We start from the raw sequence: 18,316 nt of genomic DNA, 5'->3' as shown, positions 1-18,316 counted from the left end.
AGGAGTGTGCAATGGCGGGATATTTTGAGCTCGTGGACGCGCCCGACGGCGGCTACCGCCTTCGGATGATGGACGGGGCAGGAAAACTGATGGCGGTATCCGTCACGTTTGCCACCAAGAAGGCAGCTGTGGCCGGCGTCGCGCAGGCGCGCGAGATCGCCGGAACCGGCCTGATCAGGGACGGCAGCGCCGATGCCCGGACCGCCGCGCCCGGCTCGGCGCCCCGGGTGATCAGGCGGCCCCTCAGCGGGGCGGGGCGTTCACTGTCCGCAACCGGCGGCTCGCTGGCTGCGGGGAAGCGGGCGCGCGCCCGCCACTGAAATGCCCGCGACCGATCCTCCGCGCGGCCGTCGCCGTGCGAACTAGCCGGCCGCGTGTGATACCCCACAGGCCCGGACCGGGCGGTTACAGTAGGGCCATGGATCCGCGGGGGAATCGGGACGCCGGCCGTGCCCGGAAGCGGCAGCCGGGCCGTCTGGCCGCGCCGCTCGTTGCTGCGGCCATGCTGCTCGCCGGCCTGATCTTCCTCTCCCAGCCCGTACCGCCGGAGGACTTCGGCTGGTTCGCCTATGCCCCGCTGGCTTCGCCGCCGGTCATCCTGCACGGACTGATCTTCATGGGTGCCGAGGCGTGGGCCGGAGTCGCGCTGATCGGTGTGGGGCTGCTGACGTTGGCGTTCTGGACCGGTTACCGCACGGGGCGCCAGGCCAGGAACCGCCGCGAGGACGCGGGCTAGCCGGCACACGCCCGGCCCGCGTACGCCCCGCCCGACCCCCGATGCGTGCCCGACCCACGCCCCCGCGAGGTGGCATTTCGCGGCAGTCCGCGCGAAACATTGCCGCGACATGCCATCCCGGCGGTACGCTGGCCGGGCAACCGTGCAACCGTCGAGGAGGACCGCATGAGCCAGCACCACACCCCCGGAAGGGTCGCCGTCGTTACGGGAGCAGGCTCCGGCATCGGCCGTGCGGTGGCCAGGCTCATGCTGGCCGATGGCTATCGGGTGGTGCTCGCGGGACGGCGGGAAGAGGCGCTCCAGGAGACCGCTGCCGGCCACCGCCAGGCGCTCGCGGTCCCGTGCGATGTCACTGTCCCGGCCGACGTCGAACGGCTCTTCGCCGCAACACTGAAGCAGTGGGAACGGGTGGACGTCCTGTTCAACAACGCCGGCGTGTTCGGCCCCGCGGCCTCGGTGGACGAGATCGAGGTGGCGGACTGGGACGCGACTGTGGCGGTAAACCTCACCGGCTCCCTCCTCTGCGCCGCGGCTGCCGTCCGTGCCATGAAGGCCCAGTCGCCCCAGGGCGGGCGGATCATCAACAACGGCTCGATCGCTGCGCATTCACCACGGCCGCGGACCGTCGCCTACACGGTGACCAAGCACGCGATCACGGGTCTGACCAAGAGCATCGACCTCGACGGGCGCGGGTTCGGCATCACCTGCGGACAAATCGACATCGGCAACGCGGCCACGGACCTCATGGACGAGATCGGCGTAGGCTCCGGTGCCCTCCAGGCCGACGGCAGCCGCAAGGCCGAGCCGACCTTCCCGGTGCAGGACGCCGCCCGGGCAGTGCTGCTGATGGCCGGGATGCCGGCGTCGGCCAACGTGGGATCCCTCGTGGTCACGGCCGCAGGCATGCCGTTCCTCGGCCGGGGCTGACGCCCCTGCCGTGTCTCGGGGCCCAAGCGGTGGCCGTGTCCCTAAGAAAAGGTGCGCCTACAACGGCAGGAGGGCGGACAGGTCCGCGCGGAGCCCCGAGGCGGCAACTTTGCCGGCCGCGACGGCGTCTGCCCAGCTCAACTGCCCGCTGACCATCGCCAGCCACGTCGCGGCGTCGCATTCGATGACGTTCGGGGGAGTGCCGCGCGTGTGCCGCGGGCCCTCCACGCACTGCGTGACGCCGAACGGCGGGACGCGCACCTCCACGGAGTTGCCGGGTGCCCGGGCGGTGACTTCCTCAAGTGAGTAGCGCACCGCCGTCGCGATCGTGGCGCGCGGGACGGCGCCGGTTCCTGCGGCTCCCGGCACGTGGGCTCCCGGTCCTTGAGTGCCCGGTTCTTGGGTTCCCGGCGCTTGACTGCCCGGTTCTTGGGTGCCCGGCGCAGACGCGGCGGCGTCCTGCCATGCGGCGAGCGCCGCGCGGCCCTCGTCCACGGGGATGCGACGGCGCGATACAGCCACTTTCCTGCCTCCAGCCTGCGATGTCACGGCCGCCGCTCGGGGGCCTCACTCCAGCCTATGCCACCGGCGCTCAGGTCCCGCGGCCGCATACGGTTCCCGGAGCGCGGCCGGAGCGGGGTTCCTAGTCCAGCAGCGCGGCGACGGCCCGGCCCAGGCGGATCTTGCCGACCGGGCGGCCCCCGCCCAGGACGGGGTCCACCACCTTGTCCAGCACGCTGGACACTTCGGGGATTTCGACGGCGCCGGAGGCGGCCAGGAGCGTCAGCCCGACGAGCGTGGTGGCCCGGATGTTGCCGTCGAGCATCTTGATGGCAACGGAGACGCCCTGGCGGGTGGCCATGACCAGCACGCCCTCTGCGCCGATCTTGGCCAGGATGCCGAGCTCGTCCATGACGATCGTGTTGGCCTGTCCCCGGCCCTGGACGGCCCACGGGTAGTCCAGCATGGACGTGGCAATGGTGGCGGCGCGCGCGTTGGAGTTCTTGTCGCCCGGAGCTTTGGCCAGCTTCGAATACGCCCGGGCCAGGCCGATCAGGGAGACCGCCGCAACCGGCGCGCCGCAGCCGTCGATGCCCAGATGCGTGATGTGTTCGCCGCAGTACTCCTCGATCACGGAGCGGATGCGCTGCTGCAGCGGGTGGTTGGGCTCGAGGTAGCTGTTCTTGTCCCAGCCGTTCTCGGTGCAGGCCCAGAGGAACGCCGCGTGCTTGCCCGAGCAGTTGAAGGCAAGCCTGGACTTGCCGCGCTCGGTCTGGACGAGCCAGTTCCGGGCGGTCTCGTCCTGCGGCCAGTCGGCCGGGCACTGTAGCTGGTCTTCCTTGGCCCCGGCCGCCTTGAGCATGCCCTCCACCACATCCATGTGGTCGAGGGACCCGATGTGGCTGCCGCACGCGATGGCCACCTGGGCGCCGCGCAGGGGCACGCCGGACTGCATCGAGGCGAGGGCCTGCAGCGGTTTGAGCGTGGACCGGGCAAAGATGGGGGCAGTGACATCGCCGAGTTCGATCACCACGGTTCCGTCCGCGGCCAGCACTACGGCGGAGCCGATGTGGCGGGACTCCACGAAGCCGCTGCGTTCGATGACTGCCAGTTCGACGGCGGAGTCGACTGTGAAAGTTGCATGCGGGTTCAAAGCCATGCAGCAAGTCTATGGTGCCGGATGCGGATACCCCGGTTATTCCACGGTCACCATCACGGACTGCCAGCCGGAGGCGCCGTCCGGCACCGGATCCGCCCGCTTGTCCGTCTGCACCTCGCCGGTGCCGTCCGTGGCACGGACCTTGATGTAGTGCGGGCCGGGCGTGGCATCCCAGTCGAGGGACCACTGCCGCCACGTGATGAGCGAGGCCTCTTCCGAGAGTATGGCCTGGGTCCACGGGCCGCTGTCGATTTGCACCTCGACCTTGGTGATCCCGCGGGTCTGGGCCCACGCGGTACCGCCGATTGCGACCCTTCCGGCCGGGACCTTGGCGAAGGACTTCGGCACTTCCACCCGTGCCATCGTCTTGATCGGGCCGTGGTCGGACCAGCCGCGCTGGGTCCAGTACGCCTTGTTGTCGGCGAACCGGGTCACCTCCAGGTCCACTACCCACTTGGTGGCGGACACGAAGCCGTACAGCCCTGGAACCACCATCCGCACCGGGTAGCCGTGTTCGAGCGGGAGGGCCTCGCCGTTCATGCCGATCGCCAGCATCGCGTCGCGGCCGTCCTGGAGGACCTCGAGGGGGGTGGAGGCGCTGAACCCGTCAACCGACGTGGACAGCACCATGTCCGCGCCCGCCGTGGGGCGTGCCATCTTCAGGGCGTCGCGGATGGGCATGCCCAGCCACTTGGCGTTGCCGGCAAGGTTGCCGCCGACCGGATTGGACACGCAGGTCAGGGAGACGTGGGATTCGATCAGCCGGGCGTCGAGCAGGTCCTGGAACGTGAGCCGGACCTCCTGTTCCACGAGGCCGTGGATGCGCAGTTCCCAGTCCTGGGCATTGATCTCCGGCACGCTGAGGGCCGTGTCGATCCGGTAGAAGTCCTTGTTCGGAGTCAGCCACGGTGTCACCCCGGGCGCCCTGGACTGGACACCGGCCGGGACCGCGGGGGCGGCCTGGGCGGGGGCGGGCAGTTGCAGTGATTCGCGGGCCGCGGCCACGTTGCTGCGGGCGGCGCTGAGCATCCGCCCGCCGGTGGCAGCAATGGCCGACGCGGCCGCGGTGATGCCGGCGGCGGCGAAGAACCCGCGCCGGGTGGTGGCCGGGCGTTCGGGTTCCTTGGCGGCGATGTCCGCCGCACGGTCCGGCCATTCCTGCATCCGCCACAGCCGGGTGATCAGGAGCCGCAGGACCACGAGCCCGGCCACGGTGCCGATCAGGGACGGAACGGCATCGATTGGCTTCACGCTGGCCCGCGTCACGACGCTGCCGACGATCACGGCGCCCATGAGCAGCACGCCGGCCACGCCCAGCGCCCACCGCCGGTAGGCCACGATGCCGAGCACGCACGCGAGGAGCAGGATCGTGACACCCATGCCGACGAACAGCGCCGCCTTGTCGTTGGTGCCGAACGTGGCAATGGCAAAGTCCTTCATCCACGGCGGCGTGAAGTCGATGAACGTGGAGCCCAGCGCAATCAGCGGCGTTGCCCGCGCGGTGAAGAACGCGCCGATCAGTTCCGCGACGGACAGGACGACGGCGGCGGCGGCCACTCCGGCCACCGCGGCCAGTGCTGTGGCGCCGCGGGACCGTTTGCTGGGCTTCATGCTGGGCTTGTTCATACAAACCATTCGGAGCGGCGGGTGCGGCGGATTTGTCTAGCGAGTGGACATGCTCCCCGGCACACCCCAGGCCCGGACATGCTCCCGGGCCCGGGGGGACATGCCCAGCCCTGGCGCCCTGGCGTGGGCATGTTCCCGAGCACCACGGGACATGTCCAGCCCTGGCGCCCTGGCATGGACATGTCCAGCGGCACCAAGGGACATGCCCAGCCTTGGTCTCGACGAATGGGCACGGTGGCATTGTGCCCAGTGGCCGCGGCCAGGAGCGGGCATGTCCGGCGGGAGCAGCCGGCCGAGCCGCGGACTCGGCGGCGAACCCGGTGCTGGCGGCTGGCCATGTCCAGCGGCACCAAGGGACATGCCCAGCCCTGGCGCCCTGGCATGGACATGTCCAGCGGCACCAAGGGACATGTCCAGCCCTGGTCTCGACGAATGGGCAGGGTGGCATTGTGCCCAGTGGCCGCGGCCAGGACGGGGCATGTCCGGCGGATTGTCTGGGGGCAGGGCATGTCCGGGCCCAGGGTTGGGCATGTCCAGCGGCCGACACAGCTTAGGAGCCTGCGGGGTGCACAACGTACCCTTGGAGACTGTGAAGGTACTTGTCATCGGCCCCGGCGGCCGCGAACACGCCATTGTCCGATCCTTGCTTGCAGACCCCAACGTTTCCGAGGTCCACGCGGCCCCGGGCAACGCCGGCATCAGCGCGCTCGTCCCCACATATGCGATCGACGCGAACGACCCCGACGCCGTCGCTGCGCTGGCCGTGAAGCTCACCGTGGACCTGGTGGTGGTCGGTCCGGAGGCGCCCCTCGCCGCGGGCGTGTCCGACGCCGTCCGCGCCGCCGGCATCCCGGTCTTCGGGCCCAGCAAGGCCGCGGCCCAGCTGGAAGCCTCCAAGGCCTTCGCCAAGGAGGTCATGGCCGAGGCCGGCGTCCCGACGGCCATGGCCCGCGTTGCCTCCAACGCCGAGGAAGCCGCCGACGCCCTCGACACCTTCGGCGCCCCCTACGTCGTCAAGGATGACGGGCTCGCCGCCGGCAAGGGCGTCGTGGTCACCTCCAACCGCGACGAGGCGCTGGCGCACGCCCAGAGCTGCTTCGACGCCGGCGGCACCGTGGTTATCGAGGAGTTCCTGGACGGCCCCGAGGTTTCCGTGTTCGTCCTCTGCGACGGCCGCAACACCGTGGCCCTGTCCCCGGCACAGGATTTCAAGCGCATTTTCGACAACGACGAAGGCCCCAACACCGGCGGCATGGGCGCCTACACCCCGCTGGAATGGGCCCCCGAAGGCCTCGTCCAGGAAGTGATCGACCGCGTCGCCCAGCCCACGGTCAACCAGATGGCCCACCGCGGCACGCCGTTCGTCGGTGTCCTGTTCGTCGGCCTCGCCCTGACCTCGCGCGGCACGCGCGTCATTGAATTCAACGTCCGGTTCGGCGATCCCGAAACACAGGCCGTCCTCGCCCGGCTCAAGACGCCCCTCGGCGGGCTGCTCATGGCCGCCGCGAAGGGCGAACTGGACAAGGTCCAGCCTTTGCGCTGGTCCAAGGACACCGCGGTCGCCGTCGTCGTGGCCGCAGAAAACTACCCCGGCACCCCGCGGACGGGCGACCGCATCCGGGGCCTGAAGAAGGTCGACGCCCTGGACGGCGTCCACGTGATCCACGCCGGCACGAAGCTCGATGACGAAGGCCGAGTGGTTTCCGCCGGCGGCCGCGTCCTGGCCGTCGTGGCCCTGGGCACCGATCTGGTCGAGGCCCGGGAACGGGCGTACGACGGCGTCGAACTGGTCCAGCTGGACGGCAGCCAGTTCCGCACGGACATCGGCCGCAAAGCTGCCCGCGGGCAAATCCACGTGACGGTTCCGGGAAACCCGGCCGCGTCAAAGGCGAAGGCATGATCATGACCGAACCCGCAGCCTCCGGCGCCGCGCAGCCCGACACCACGCCCGACACCACGCCCAAGGGCGGCCTGGACACCGCCACGCAGGACCTCCCGGGCTGGCAGCATGTCTACTCCGGCAAGGTCCGCGACCTCTACGTCCCCGCCGACGCAGCCATCACGGAACGCTTCGGCCAGGACTGCGTCCTGGTGGTGGCCAGCGACCGCATCAGCGCCTACGACCACGTGCTGGCCAGCGAGATCCCGGACAAGGGGCGCATCCTGACCCAGCTGAGCCTGTGGTGGTTCGAGCAGCTCGGCGTCGCGCACCACGTCCTCGCGGCCACGGTCGACGGCGGGGTCCCCGGCGCTGTCGAGGGCCGGGCAATGATCTGCAAGAAACTGGCCATGTTCCCGGTCGAATGCATCGCCCGCGGCTACCTCACGGGCTCCGGGCTCCTGGAGTACCGCGAGTCGGGCACCGTGTGCAGCATCCCGCTGCCCGCCGGGCTGGTTGACGGGTCTCGGCTCGAGGAAGCCATCTTCACGCCGTCGGCGAAGGCCGAGGTGGGCGAGCACGACGAGAACATCACCTACGACGCCGTCGTCGGCCTCGTCGGCGAGGACGTCGCGGCCAGGCTGCGCGAGCTCACTCTGGAGATCTACACCAAGGCCGAGGGAATCGCGCGCGGCCGCGGCATCATCCTGGCCGACACCAAGGTGGAGTTCGGCCTCGACGCGGCAACCGGCGTGATCACCCTGGGCGACGAGGTACTGACCCCGGACTCCTCACGCTTCTGGGATGCGGCCACGTATGAGCCCGGGCGGGCCCAGCCGTCGTACGACAAGCAGTATGTGCGCGACTGGCTGACCTCGCCGGAATCCGGCTGGGACAAGGCCTCGGACGTGCCGCCGCCGGCGCTTCCGGCCGACGTCGTGGCGCGCACGCGCAGCCGCTATGTGGAGGCCTACGAGAAGCTCACCGGCCGGACGTTCGTCTAGAGCCGCGGCGGGCACCGCTGCGGGGCCAACCCGCGGCGGGAAGCCCCGCGGCGGGAAGCCCCGCGGCGGGGCTAGGCTTCCGCGGACGCGGCCTCGGCCCGCCGCTGGGCCAGCCGGATCTCGAGCACGGCATCCAGCGCCTGCTGGACCCGGTCCGAGGCTCCGGCCGCGCTGAACTCTTTCTGGGCTTCCTCGAGGTAGACCAGGGCCTCGGCGGACTCCCCGGCAGCCTTGAGGGCCTTGCCCAGCAGCAGCGAGACCTCGCCGGCCGTGTGCCGGGCCAGCGACTGCCGCTCCGCATGGATCTCGCGCAGCTTCTGGACGGCGGCCACGATGTCGCCCGTGAGGTAGAGCCAGCGGGCCCGGATGAAGGCAACCTCCAGCTGGTCGGTCTTGTTGCCGCCCACAATCGAGAGGGCCAGTTCGGCGCGCTCGATCGAGGACAGGGTCTCGGGTTCGACGATGCCCGAGGACAGGCGGACGGCGGCGGAGGCCTTGTTGAACCGGGCCCACAGGTCGATGTCGTTGGCCGGGGAGAGCAGGCGGCCGGCCCGCTCGTGGTACTTGATCCCCTCGGCATAGTCGTGGCGCATGAAGGCCACGTTGCCGATCACCCAGGCCACCTCGCCGGCGAGCTGGGACATGGAGTGGTCATCCATCTGTTCGTTCATAGCCTGGCAGTACTCCCAGGCCTCATCCAGCCGGCCGCTCTCGGCCAGGGCGCCGATGAGCGCCCGGAGGGCGCCGATGATCATGGTGGAGCCCTTGGGCAGCCCGGCGCAGAGCCGCACGGCTTCCTGTGCATGCTCGACGGCGGCAGTCAGCTGACCCTGGCCCTGCGAGGCCGCGGCGAGCATCTGCTCGGCCCGGACGCCGAGCCCGGCCGATTCCGCGGCCATCGGGTGCTCCAGCAGGTTCTGCACCACGTCCTTGCACTCTTGCCAGAGGCCCTGCTTGATCAGGCACTCGGCCTGCATATAGGTCATGTTCCACCACGCGCTGGTGTTCTTGGCCTCCAGGGCGATCTTGGCAGCGGCGGCTGCGTGGGTGGCGGCGACGGGGTAGTCCCGGAGGTCCCACGCCTGCCGGGCGTACAGTCCGGCGAGCACATATTCGGCGTCGCTGACGGACACCGGCTGGCTCCAGGCCTCAAGCGCTTTGGGGGCCAGTTCGAGCCGGCGGGCAAGCTCTTCGATCACGTCGGCAGTGGGCTCGCGGCGTCCGGTTTCCAGCAGAGAAATGTAGCTGGGGGAGTACAGGTCACGGCCCAGCTCCGCTTGCGTCAGGCCCCGTTCGAGCCGTTCTGCGCGGAGCTTCTCCCCAAATCCGTTCCCCACGGACACCTCCTAATTCCGGACATTCTTTGTACTAAATGCTTGACAGTCTCTGTGGAAACCATTTTACAATGTGTGTCAACAAGGGTAGTGCTGACTTGGTTAAGGACCCCGACTCATATTGAGGAACTCTATGTTGAAGAAGATTGCAGCCGGCGCCGTCTTGGCGGGCGCACTGGCATTCTCCGCCGCGGCCCCGGCCGTGCTGTCCGCTGCTTCACTTACCGATGTCTCACATATTGCCGCTGTCGGCAACTGGCCGGATCCGATGCGCACGGCCCAGGCGGTGGGCAACTGGCCCGACCCCATGTCCCACCCGCTGAGTGTCGGCAACTGGCCCGATCCGATGTAAAACCCTCGATGTGACAGGTCCGGCGCACCACCGTCCCGGCATCCGCGTCACGCATATCGACCATGACTGTGCAATACGACTATCTAACACGACTATCTGACACGATTATCTAATGCGGCCCCGGGAGATTTTCTTCCGGGGCCGTATCGTTCGCGGACAACGTCCGACGCCGGGCGGGCCGGGAGCGCGGGCCGGCAGCGCGGGAAACGAAAAAGAGGACCCTCCGTGTGGAGGGCCCTCTTTTATCTCTGGTCGGGATGACAGGATTTGAACCTGCGACCTCGTCGTCCCGAACGACGCGCGCTACCAAGCTGCGCCACATCCCGATCCGCTGCTTCAAAAGCAACTTCACAAGAGTATCCGATCATGGGCCCGGATGCGAAATCGAGTGCGAATCGGGCGTGAAATCTGACGTGAGCTTGGGACTGGGCCCGTCCCCCGCCCGGCTGCCAGGCTCCGCCGCCAGCCGGATCCGGCCAGACCCCGGCCGGTATCAGCGGGCGCGGATCAGACCAGCGAGTCTTTCCACGCGCCGTGCAGGCGGGCGAAAGCGCCGCCGTCGCCGATCAGCTGTCCGGGCGTGCCGTCCTCGACGACGCGTCCGTCGTGCACCACCAGGACCCGGTCCGCCGTCTCCACGGTGGAGAGCCGGTGGGCGATGATGAGCGCTGTCCGCCCGGCGCCGGACGTGCCGGCCTCCCGCGTGCCGGCCTCCCGCGTGCCGCGCAGGAGCCCGGCGAGGCCCTGCTGGACCAGGCGCTCCGAGGGGATGTCCAGCGAGGACGTTGCCTCGTCCAGGATCAGCACGGCCGGGCGGGCCAGGAATGCCCGGGCGAAGCTGATCAGCTGCCGCTGCCCGGCGGAGACGCGGCCGCCGCGCTTGTTGACGTCGGTGTCGTAGCCGTCGGGGAGCTCCATGATGAACGGGTGCGCCCCCACGGCCCGGGCCGCGTCTTCGATCTCTTCACGGGAGGCCTCGGGCCGGCCGAGGGCGATGTTGTCCGCCACGGAGCCGCTGAACAGGAAGGCCTCCTGGGTGACCATGACGACGTTCCGGCGCAGGTCCTCGGTCGAGAGCTGGCGCAGGTCCACGCCGTCGAGCGTGAGGGATCCGGCGGAGACGTCGTAGAAGCGGGCGATCAGCTTCGCGAGGGTGGACTTGCCGGCCCCGGTCTGGCCGACGAGCGCGACCGTCTGGCCGGCGGGGATGTGTAGGTCCAGCCGCGGGATGATGACCGGGCCGTCGCCGTACCGGAACTCGACGCCGTCGAAGTCAATGCTGCCCTGCGCGTCGTGCAGTGGTACCGGTGACCGGGGCGGCCGGACCGTGGGGATCTCCTCGAGCAGGCCCGAAACCTTTTCCAGGGCTGCCTGGGCGCTTTGGAAGGAGTTGTAGAACATCGCCATCTGGTCCACCGGCTGGAAGAAGCGCTTGGTGGACAGCATCAGGGCCAGGAGCACGCCCACCGCAAGCTCTCCGCTGAGGACCCGGAAGCCGCCGGTGAGGAGCACCACGGCGACGCACACGTTGCCGATCAGCACCAGCCCCGGCTGGAAGATGCCGTTGAGATTGATGGAGCGGACGGTCGCGCGGCGGTAGTCCTCGGAGAGTTCGGCGTAGCGCGCGGCATTCTCGGGTTCCTTCCGGAAGGTCTTCACGGCGCGGATGCCGGTCATGGTCTCCACGAAGTGCACGATCAGCCGGGCCGAGACCACCCGGGATTCGCGGAAGGCGATCTGCGAGTGCTTCTGGTACCAGCGGGACAGGAAGAACATCGGCACGCCGGCGGCCAGCAGCAGCAGCCCGCTGCGCCAGTCCAGGACGAACACCGTGATGGCCGTGAACGCCATGAACAGCATGCCCGAGGCCAGTGAACTCACGCCGGAATCCAGGAGCTCGCGCAAAGCCTCCAGATCCGAGGTCTGCCGGGCGATGATGCGCCCCGAGGTGTATCTTTCGTGGAATTCCAGGCTCAGCCGCTGCGTGTGCCGGAAGACCCGCACACGGAGGTCCAGCAGCATCGCCTGGCTGAGCCGGGCCGTCGACGTCACATACAGGGCGGTCAGGCCGGCAGCGGCGGCAGCCGCAACGAGGTACGCGACGCCGGTGAGCACCAGCGGAAGGCTGTTGCCGGCGCGCAGGGCCGGCAGGGCGTGGTCGATCCCGAAGGCGATCAGCGCCGGCCCGGCCACCCGGGCGGCCTGGGACAGGACGACGGCGCCGATCGTCAGCCAGAAACGGGCCCGGACAGGGCGGATCAGGGAGCCCAGAAGGGCCAGGGAGCGCCGCCGGACGGCCTTGCTTTCGTTCCGGCTGAGGTGGGCGTTGTCCTCGTTGGCCGTGCCGAACGTTGCGCTGCTCATCGGGAAATCTCCTCGGACTGGTCCTCGAGGGCGGACAATTCTGAATCCAGGTCCCGTGGCTCCGTGTCCAGGCTGGCGATCACGTAACGGTAGTGGCTGTTCCTGGCGAGCAGTTCGGCGTGGGTGCCCACGGCGGTGATCCGGCCCTCCTCGAGCAGGGCCACCCGGTCGGCCAGGGCCACCGTGGAGGGCCGGTGGGCCACGATCAGTGTGGTGGTGTCCGCGAGGACCTCGCGCAGCCGCCGCTCGACCAGTTCCTCGGTGTTCACATCCAGGGCGGACAGCGGGTCGTCCAGGACCAGCACCGCCGGTTTGGCGGCGATGGCGCGGGCCAGGGCGATGCGCTGGCGCTGCCCGCCGGACAGGCTGAGGCCCTCCTCGCCGATCAGGGTGTCCACCCCGTCCGGCAGGGAATAGGCGAAGTGGGCCTGGGCGACGTCGAGGGCTTCCTCCAGTGCCGCGTCGCGGCCTTCCGCCGACCCGGCGCCGGGCGCGCCGAGCAGGACGTTGTCGCGGACGGAACTGGAGAACAGGGTGGTGTCCTCGAACGCGACGGCAACCACCGTGCGCAGATCCTCCACGCTGAACTCGCGCAGATCCACGCCGTCGATGGTGATGGAGCCGCCGGTGACGTCGTAGAGGCGGGGGACCAGCTGGAGCAGGGCGCTCTTGCCGCTGCCCGTGATGCCCACGAGGGCCATGGTTTCGCCGGGCCGGATGTCCAGGCTGATGTTTTTGAGAATCGGCTTGTCCGGGGCGTCCTCGAACGCGAACGTGGCATTGCGGAAGCTCAGGGCGCCCGTGAGATCGGCCGGCCGGCGCGGCTGGTCCGGGCTGGTGATCGTGTTCTTCGCGTCCATGACCTCGAAGTGCCGGTCCACCGCGGACTTGGCGGTGAGGGCCATCGCCAGCAGCATGCCGCAGAATTCGACCGGCGCGGCAACCACCGCGGCGGTGGCGAAAAAGGCCACGAGGGATCCGATGGAGAGCTGGTCCGTGGAGGCCAGCACGACGCCGACGACGAGCCCGGCGCCGAGGGCGAGCTCGGGCAGGAGCGTCACCACGAGGCTGAAGGTCGCCAGGTGCTTGGCCTTGGCGATCTCGGTCTGCCGGAGTTCCTCGGCCTGTTCGTTGAAGTTCTCCAGCGCCTCGCGGCTGCGGCCGTACGCCTTCAGGACGCGGATGCCGTGGACGGATTCCTCCACCGTCGTGGCGAGGTCCCCGGCCTGGTCCTGGCTGCGGCGGGCCACCTTGCTGAACCAGGTGCGGAAGCGGAAGCCGTAGATCATGATCGGCACGGCGGCGGCCAGGAAGATCAGCGCCAGCTGCCAGCTCATGGAGAACATCACGACGACGCCGATCACCACGGTGAGCGTGGTGACCACCAGCATGATCGCGCCGAACGCCATCCAGCGGCGCAGGAAGTTCAGGTCCGTCATGGCGCGGGAGAGCAGCTGGCCGGAGCCCCAGCGGTCATGGAAGGAGACCGTGAGGTCCTGAAGGTGCCCGTAGAGGGAGACCCGCATCCGGGTCTCCACGGTGGTGGCCGGATTGATGACGAACTGGCGGCGCAGGGCCACGAGTCCGGCCTCGGCGATGCCCAGGCCCAGGATGATGAGCGAGGCGGTCCAGACCGCGTCCGTGCTGCCCCCGGGTTTGAGGGATTCGTTGACCAGGACGCGCAGCACCTGGGGGATGGCCAGCGCCACCACGCTTGCCAGCAGCGCGCAGAGCAGGCCCATGACCAGCCGGGGCAGGATGGGCCTGACGTGCGGATAGAGACGGCTGATGGAGGTGAAGAATGAACTCTGCTTGGCCATGCCTGCTTCTTAGGACGCCCGTGCGTAGATAGCACCGTTGAATGTAGTTTCCTGTAGCAACTACCCTAGGCCATGGAGTGACCGGATTCACACGCCAGTGGTCGGTCCCATGATCTCTCCCAGTCATTGCAATCCGCAATGGAGCCCGGGCCCGCCCGTCCCGCCGCCTCCGCGGGACATGTCCAGTCCCTGGCGCCATTTCCGGTGGGACATGTCCAGTCTTGGCCTTGTGCGGTGGGCATGATGCCCATGTGTCCAGTGCCCGCGGTCAGGGGAGGGCATGGTCACTGGGCGGGGGGCACAAAGGGAGGGCATGTCCAGCATCGAGGAGCGCGGAGGAGGGCGTGTTTATTGCTTGAGCCTGGAGGGGAGGACATGTCCGGTCGCCGTGCCATTCCCGGTGGGACATGTCCAGCCCTGGCCTTGTGCGGTGGGCATGATGCCCATATGTCCAGTGCCCGCGGTCAGCGGAGGGCATGTCCACTGGGTTGGAGCATGACGGGAGGGCATTCCCCGGCGGAGGCGGTACGGGGGAGCATGTCCACCCGCTGGGCTCGGGAGGCGCCCGCGCAGGGCTAGGCGCGGGAGGTCAGCGTGAGCAGGACTGCTTCGGGACGGCAGGCGATGCGGACCGGGGCGAAGCGGGAGGTGCCGATGCCCCCGGAAACGTTCACCGGCGTCGTGCTCCCGTTGCTTTCCCACGCTTGCAGGCCCCGGGCCCGCCAGGTGGGAAGGTCGCAGTTGGTCACGAGTGCCCCGTAGCCCGGGATGCAGATCTGCCCGCCGTGGGTGTGGCCGGCCAGCAGGAGGTCGGCTCCGGCCTGGGTGAAGTGGTCGAGGACGCGCTGGTAGGGCGCGTGCGCCACGGCGACGCGCAGGTGCGGATCGGCGTCCCGGCCCTTGGTGCCGCGCGGCCAGCCCGCGTACCGTTCGAGGCGCAGGTGGGGATCGTCGACGCCGGAGAAGTCGAAGCGGATGCCCTTGAGCACGAGGGACTGGCAGCGGTTGGTCAGATCCACCCAGCCGGACATGCCGAACTCTGAGCGCAGCCGCGGCCAGTCGAGTTTCTCCGGGTCCTTGCGCTGGGCCGAGGGCCCCCGCAGGTAGGAGGCCGGGTTCTTGAAGCTGGGGCCGAAGTAGTCGTTGGAACCGGGAACGAACACGCCGGGGAACTCCAGCAGGGGACGCAGGGCCGCCACGAGGGGGTCCACGCCCTTGGCATGGCTGAGGTTGTCGCCGGTGTTCACCACGAGGTCCGGCTTCAGCTCGGCTAGGGACGACAGCCACCGGGCCTTCCGGTGCTGGCCCGGAACGAAGTGGATGTCGGAGAGATGAAGGATCCGGAACGGGCCGAAGCCGGCCGGCAGGATGGGAAGGGTCTCCTCCCGGAGTTCGAACTGGTTCTTCTCCCACAGCCCGTAGCCGGCGGCGGCCGCCCCTGCCGCCGTGCCGAGCGCGGCGGTCACGGCAAAACCGCGTCCGATGCTTCGAACGCGGCCCGCCAGATCATTCCCCCGGAGCACGGGTTACTTCTTGCTGGATTTCGTCGGCGCCGGTGCCGGTGACGGGTCGGCGGACGGTTGCGTGGCCGGCTCGGTGCTCTGGCTCGTCGGGGTGGACGTCCGCGGCGGCGCGACCGGGGCCGGCGCGTTGAGCAGGTTCGACGGCGGAGCCGGGAACGGATCGGTGCCGTAGGACGGAGCCACCTGGGCCATGTAGTTGGAGAACTGCGGCCCGGCGATCATGTAGCCGTCGATGCCCTTGTAGAACTTGCCGTTGATCGTGACGTTCTGGCCGGCCCGCTGCTGGTTGCCCAGGGGATCGCCGAACCACGTGGCCGTTGCCAGGCCCTTGGTGTAGCCCGCCACCCAGGTGGAGCTGTTGGTGTCGTTGGTTCCGGTCTTGGCCGCGATGGGGAAAGTGGTCCTGGTCGAAATCCGCGGCTGGATGAGCGAGCCGGAGCCCCGGTTGAGCACTTCCTGCATGGCGTAGGCGACACCGTGGGCCACGTCGGGACTGACCGCGTCCCGGCAGTTGGGCGTCTGGGCCGGCAGCTGGGCACCGGTCGCGTCGGTCACCGAATCAATGGCGATCGGCTCGCAGTACTTGCCGTCGTTGGCGAACGTGGCGAACGCGCTGGCCATGGTCAGCGGTGCCGTCTGGGTGGACCCGATGAGGTTGCCGAGGGTGGTCATCGGGACCTGGGGATTGGGGCTGTCCGCGGTGGGCAGGCCGCCGTGGATGCCGACGGCGTCGACGATCTTCTGGATCCCGCACAGGTCCACCTGGGCCGCGGTGGCAAACGTGATGGTGTTGATGGAGTTCGCCAGGCCATCGAGGACGGACATGTACTTGTAGTAGCCCTCCTCCGCGTTCTGCAGATCGTGGGTCCCGTTGGACGCGTCATACCAGCCGACGGTCGGTGCCGGGCAGGTGTTCTTCCAGGGGAAGTACTGCGGGTACCGGCGGACGGCTCCGTTGAGCTGCGTGTTCATGGACTTGCCCTCATTGAGCCACTCCGCGAACGTGAAGGGCTTCATCGTAGAGCCCGGCTGGAAGCCGCCGAGGCCGTTGAGGTCGTTGCCCTTGGCGTCCTGGCTGTCCACGTTGAAGTTCTGGGTCTGGTCGAACTTTCCGTCGGCCGGGAACCAGACGGTGTTCTGGGCCATGGAGACGATCTTGCCGGAGCCGGGCTGCACCGACACGAGCGAGGCGCCCCACTTATCCGGGTTGGCGCCGGCCGAAGCGTCCACCTGGGCCTGGGCCACGGCCTGGGCGTTCGGATCCAGGGTGGTCTTGATGGTCAGGCCGCCGCGGAAGATCTTCCGCTCGCGCTCGGCGGCGTCGGCGCCGTAGGCGGGGTTGTTCAGCAGCAGGTGCAGCACGTAGTCGCAGAAATACGGCGCCGTCTGCGAGTAGGCGCAGCCCTGGCGGGGCTGGGTGACCTTGGTCTCCACCGGCGTCGCGACCGCGGCATCATAATCCGCCTGCTGGATCTTGCCCTGGGTCAGCATGGCCTTGAGCACGAGGTCCCGGCGGGTTTTGGCGTTTTCCGGGTTCGTGATGGGGTCGTAGTAGGAGGGGCTGTTCACGACGCCGGCCAGCAGTGCCGCCTGCGGCAGGGTCAGGTCCTTGGCCGTGGTGCTGAAGAAGAACTTGGACGCGGCTTCGATGCCGTAGGCGTCGCGGTTGAAGAACACGATGTTCAGGTAGCCCTCGAGGATCTGCTCCTTGGTGAACTTCTTCTCCAGCGCGATGGCCAGCTTCATTTCGCGCAGCTTGTCCCCGACGCCCTTGTTGACGCCGTTGAGGAGGACCTCGTCGCCCTTGCCTTCGGCCTCCAGCGAGGAGTTGATGACGTTGTTCACGTACTGCTGCGTGATCGTGGACGCACCCTGCTTGTTGCCGCGGGCCGTGCTGACAAGGGCGCGCAGGATGCCGGTGGTGTCCACGCCGCCGTGCTCGTAAAACCGGCTGTCCTCGATGGCGATGATCGCGTTCTTGATGTGCGGGGACATCTGGTCAAGCGACACACGGGTCCGGTTTTCCGCGTAGAGATTGGCGATCACGCTGCCGTCGGAGGCCAGGATCGTCGTCGACTGGCTCGGCGGATCGACCTTCAGCTCCGCGGGAAGCGTGTCAAAGAACTGGATGGATCCGCTCGCCGCGCTGCCCGAAACGGCCGCCGCGGGGACCAGGAGGCCCGCCACCAGGACGCCGCAAATGGCGCTCACGCCCAGGAAAAGAAAGATCTTTCCGAGGGTGGTGGCCGTGTCGAATAAAGGGTTCTTGCCAGTCGCCATGTTTTCCACTTTACCGGCAACGACTAGGCTTTATGTCATGACCAAATGGGAGTACGCCACGATTCCGCTCATCATCCATGCCACAAAGCAGATCCTGGACCAGTGGGGCGAGGACGGCTGGGAGCTCGTCCAAGTTGTCCCGGGCCCCGACGGAAACGGCCTGGTTGCCTACCTGAAGCGGGAGAAGCAGTAGCCATGAGCAACCCCTCAGAAGCCGCCCCGGCCACGCCGGCCGGCTCGGAAAACATCTCCGAAAGCACTGTCACGACGGCCGGCGCAGTACCGGCCGGGGCAGCAGGCCAGGCCGGCGTCGCGGGCGCGTCATCCGCCGTCGAACAGCGTCTCGCGGAGCTGGGCCTGACGCTCCCCGATGTCGCCGCCCCGGTAGCCGCCTACGTTCCTGCCGTCATTTCCGGCAACCACGTCTACACCTCCGGGCAGCTGCCGTTCATCAACGGCAGGCTCGAGGCCACCGGCAAGGTGTCCTCCGGATCGGAAGGCGCCGCGGACGAGTCCACCGTGTCCCCGGAAGCGGCGAAGGCCTACGCCGCGGTCTGCGCCGTCAACGCCCTGGCCGCCGTCAAGAGTGTGATCGGCGACCTCGACCGCATCACGCGGATTGTCAAAGTTGTCGGGTTTGTGTCCTCCGATCCTTCCTTCATCGGCCAGCCCGGTGTCATCAACGGCGCGTCGGAGCTGCTGGGCCAGGTCCTCGGTGACGCCGGCCAGCACGCCCGTTCCGCCGTCGGGGTGTCCGTCCTGCCGCTCGACTCTCCCGTTGAAGTCGAACTGATCGCCGAATTCGCCTAGA

The 18,316-nt window shown here is 68.8% G+C and carries 16 protein-coding genes and 1 tRNA gene; 8 read left to right on the top strand and 9 right to left on the bottom strand.

Annotated features, from left to right (window positions below; translation table 11 throughout):
• Nucleotides 1-11: 11 nt before the first annotated feature.
• From LDO15_RS18595 to LDO15_RS18585, 3 genes are all read left to right on the top strand, one after another.
• Nucleotides 12-320 carry a hypothetical protein gene (locus LDO15_RS18595; RefSeq protein WP_223980977.1) on the top strand — a complete coding sequence of 103 codons (309 nt, stop codon included), beginning with the start codon at nucleotides 12-14 and terminating at the stop codon, nucleotides 318-320.
• Nucleotides 321-418: 98 nt separating this feature from the next.
• The gene (locus LDO15_RS18590; RefSeq protein WP_223980975.1) at nucleotides 419-736 is read left to right on the top strand and encodes a cbb3-type cytochrome c oxidase subunit I; all 318 of its coding nucleotides are present in this window, start codon (nucleotides 419-421) and stop codon (nucleotides 734-736) included.
• A 165-nt stretch (nucleotides 737-901) separates the two neighbouring features.
• Nucleotides 902-1,663, top strand: coding sequence for an SDR family oxidoreductase (locus LDO15_RS18585; protein WP_223980973.1), 762 nt, complete (start codon nucleotides 902-904; stop codon nucleotides 1,661-1,663).
• Nucleotides 1,664-1,720: 57 nt separating this feature from the next.
• Here the strand turns inward: LDO15_RS18585 and LDO15_RS18580 are convergent, their stop codons facing one another.
• The 3 genes from LDO15_RS18580 to LDO15_RS18570 form a co-directional block, all read right to left on the bottom strand.
• Nucleotides 1,721-2,185 (bottom strand): sterol carrier family protein, encoded by a 465-nt coding sequence (locus LDO15_RS18580; RefSeq protein ID WP_223980971.1) that lies wholly within the window; start codon nucleotides 2,183-2,185, stop codon nucleotides 1,721-1,723.
• Nucleotides 2,186-2,306: 121 nt separating this feature from the next.
• Nucleotides 2,307-3,323: an asparaginase gene (locus tag LDO15_RS18575; protein ID WP_223980969.1), complete on the bottom strand. Its 1,017-nt coding sequence runs from the start codon at nucleotides 3,321-3,323 to the stop codon at nucleotides 2,307-2,309.
• A gap of 36 nt (nucleotides 3,324-3,359) precedes the next feature.
• The gene (locus LDO15_RS18570; protein WP_223980967.1) at nucleotides 3,360-4,949 is read right to left on the bottom strand and encodes a molybdopterin-dependent oxidoreductase; all 1,590 of its coding nucleotides are present in this window, start codon (nucleotides 4,947-4,949) and stop codon (nucleotides 3,360-3,362) included.
• Nucleotides 4,950-5,538: 589 nt separating this feature from the next.
• Here LDO15_RS18570 and purD point away from each other — a divergent pair.
• Entirely contained in the window at nucleotides 5,539-6,849 is a 1,311-nt protein-coding gene (purD, locus tag LDO15_RS18565; protein WP_223987542.1) for a phosphoribosylamine--glycine ligase, read from the top strand.
• Between the two features lie 2 nt (nucleotides 6,850-6,851).
• On the top strand, nucleotides 6,852-7,832 hold the full coding sequence (locus LDO15_RS18560; protein ID WP_223980965.1) for a phosphoribosylaminoimidazolesuccinocarboxamide synthase: 981 nt from the start codon (nucleotides 6,852-6,854) through the stop codon (nucleotides 7,830-7,832).
• A gap of 71 nt (nucleotides 7,833-7,903) precedes the next feature.
• Here the strand turns inward: LDO15_RS18560 and LDO15_RS18555 are convergent, their stop codons facing one another.
• Nucleotides 7,904-9,169: a helix-turn-helix transcriptional regulator gene (locus LDO15_RS18555; RefSeq protein ID WP_223980963.1), complete on the bottom strand. Its 1,266-nt coding sequence runs from the start codon at nucleotides 9,167-9,169 to the stop codon at nucleotides 7,904-7,906.
• A 130-nt stretch (nucleotides 9,170-9,299) separates the two neighbouring features.
• Here LDO15_RS18555 and LDO15_RS18550 point away from each other — a divergent pair, with 130 nt between their 5' ends.
• On the top strand, nucleotides 9,300-9,518 hold the full coding sequence (locus LDO15_RS18550; protein WP_223980961.1) for a hypothetical protein: 219 nt from the start codon (nucleotides 9,300-9,302) through the stop codon (nucleotides 9,516-9,518).
• A gap of 249 nt (nucleotides 9,519-9,767) precedes the next feature.
• Here LDO15_RS18550 and LDO15_RS18545 read toward each other — a convergent pair.
• The 5 genes from LDO15_RS18545 to LDO15_RS18525 form a co-directional block, all read right to left on the bottom strand.
• Nucleotides 9,768-9,844: transfer RNA gene (locus tag LDO15_RS18545), tRNA-Pro, on the bottom strand.
• A gap of 181 nt (nucleotides 9,845-10,025) precedes the next feature.
• Nucleotides 10,026-11,882, bottom strand: coding sequence for an ABC transporter ATP-binding protein (locus LDO15_RS18540; protein WP_223980958.1), 1,857 nt, complete (start codon nucleotides 11,880-11,882; stop codon nucleotides 10,026-10,028).
• Nucleotides 11,879-13,702: an ABC transporter ATP-binding protein gene (locus LDO15_RS18535; RefSeq protein ID WP_223980957.1), complete on the bottom strand. Its 1,824-nt coding sequence runs from the start codon at nucleotides 13,700-13,702 to the stop codon at nucleotides 11,879-11,881. Before LDO15_RS18535 ends, LDO15_RS18540 begins: the two co-directional genes overlap by 4 nt.
• 575 nt (nucleotides 13,703-14,277) lie before the next feature.
• Nucleotides 14,278-15,225: a metallophosphoesterase gene (locus LDO15_RS18530; protein ID WP_223980955.1), complete on the bottom strand. Its 948-nt coding sequence runs from the start codon at nucleotides 15,223-15,225 to the stop codon at nucleotides 14,278-14,280.
• A gap of 3 nt (nucleotides 15,226-15,228) precedes the next feature.
• Nucleotides 15,229-17,505, bottom strand: a complete 2,277-nt coding sequence (locus LDO15_RS18525; protein WP_223980953.1) for a transglycosylase domain-containing protein — start codon at nucleotides 17,503-17,505, stop codon at nucleotides 15,229-15,231.
• A gap of 37 nt (nucleotides 17,506-17,542) precedes the next feature.
• Here LDO15_RS18525 and LDO15_RS18520 point away from each other — a divergent pair, with 37 nt between their 5' ends.
• Together LDO15_RS18520 and LDO15_RS18515 are read left to right on the top strand one after the other, a co-directional pair.
• Nucleotides 17,543-17,698 carry a DUF4177 domain-containing protein gene (locus tag LDO15_RS18520; protein WP_009359196.1) on the top strand — a complete coding sequence of 52 codons (156 nt, stop codon included), beginning with the start codon at nucleotides 17,543-17,545 and terminating at the stop codon, nucleotides 17,696-17,698.
• A 2-nt stretch (nucleotides 17,699-17,700) separates the two neighbouring features.
• Entirely contained in the window at nucleotides 17,701-18,315 is a 615-nt protein-coding gene (locus tag LDO15_RS18515; protein ID WP_223980951.1) for a RidA family protein, read from the top strand.
• Nucleotide 18,316 lies beyond the last annotated feature (1 nt).

Source organism: Arthrobacter sp. NicSoilB8, from assembly GCF_019977355.1.
Lineage (GTDB): Bacteria > Actinomycetota > Actinomycetes > Actinomycetales > Micrococcaceae > Arthrobacter.
The sequence above is the reverse complement of the archived record's forward strand: the minus strand, read 5'-3'. Positions and strand labels throughout refer to the sequence as shown.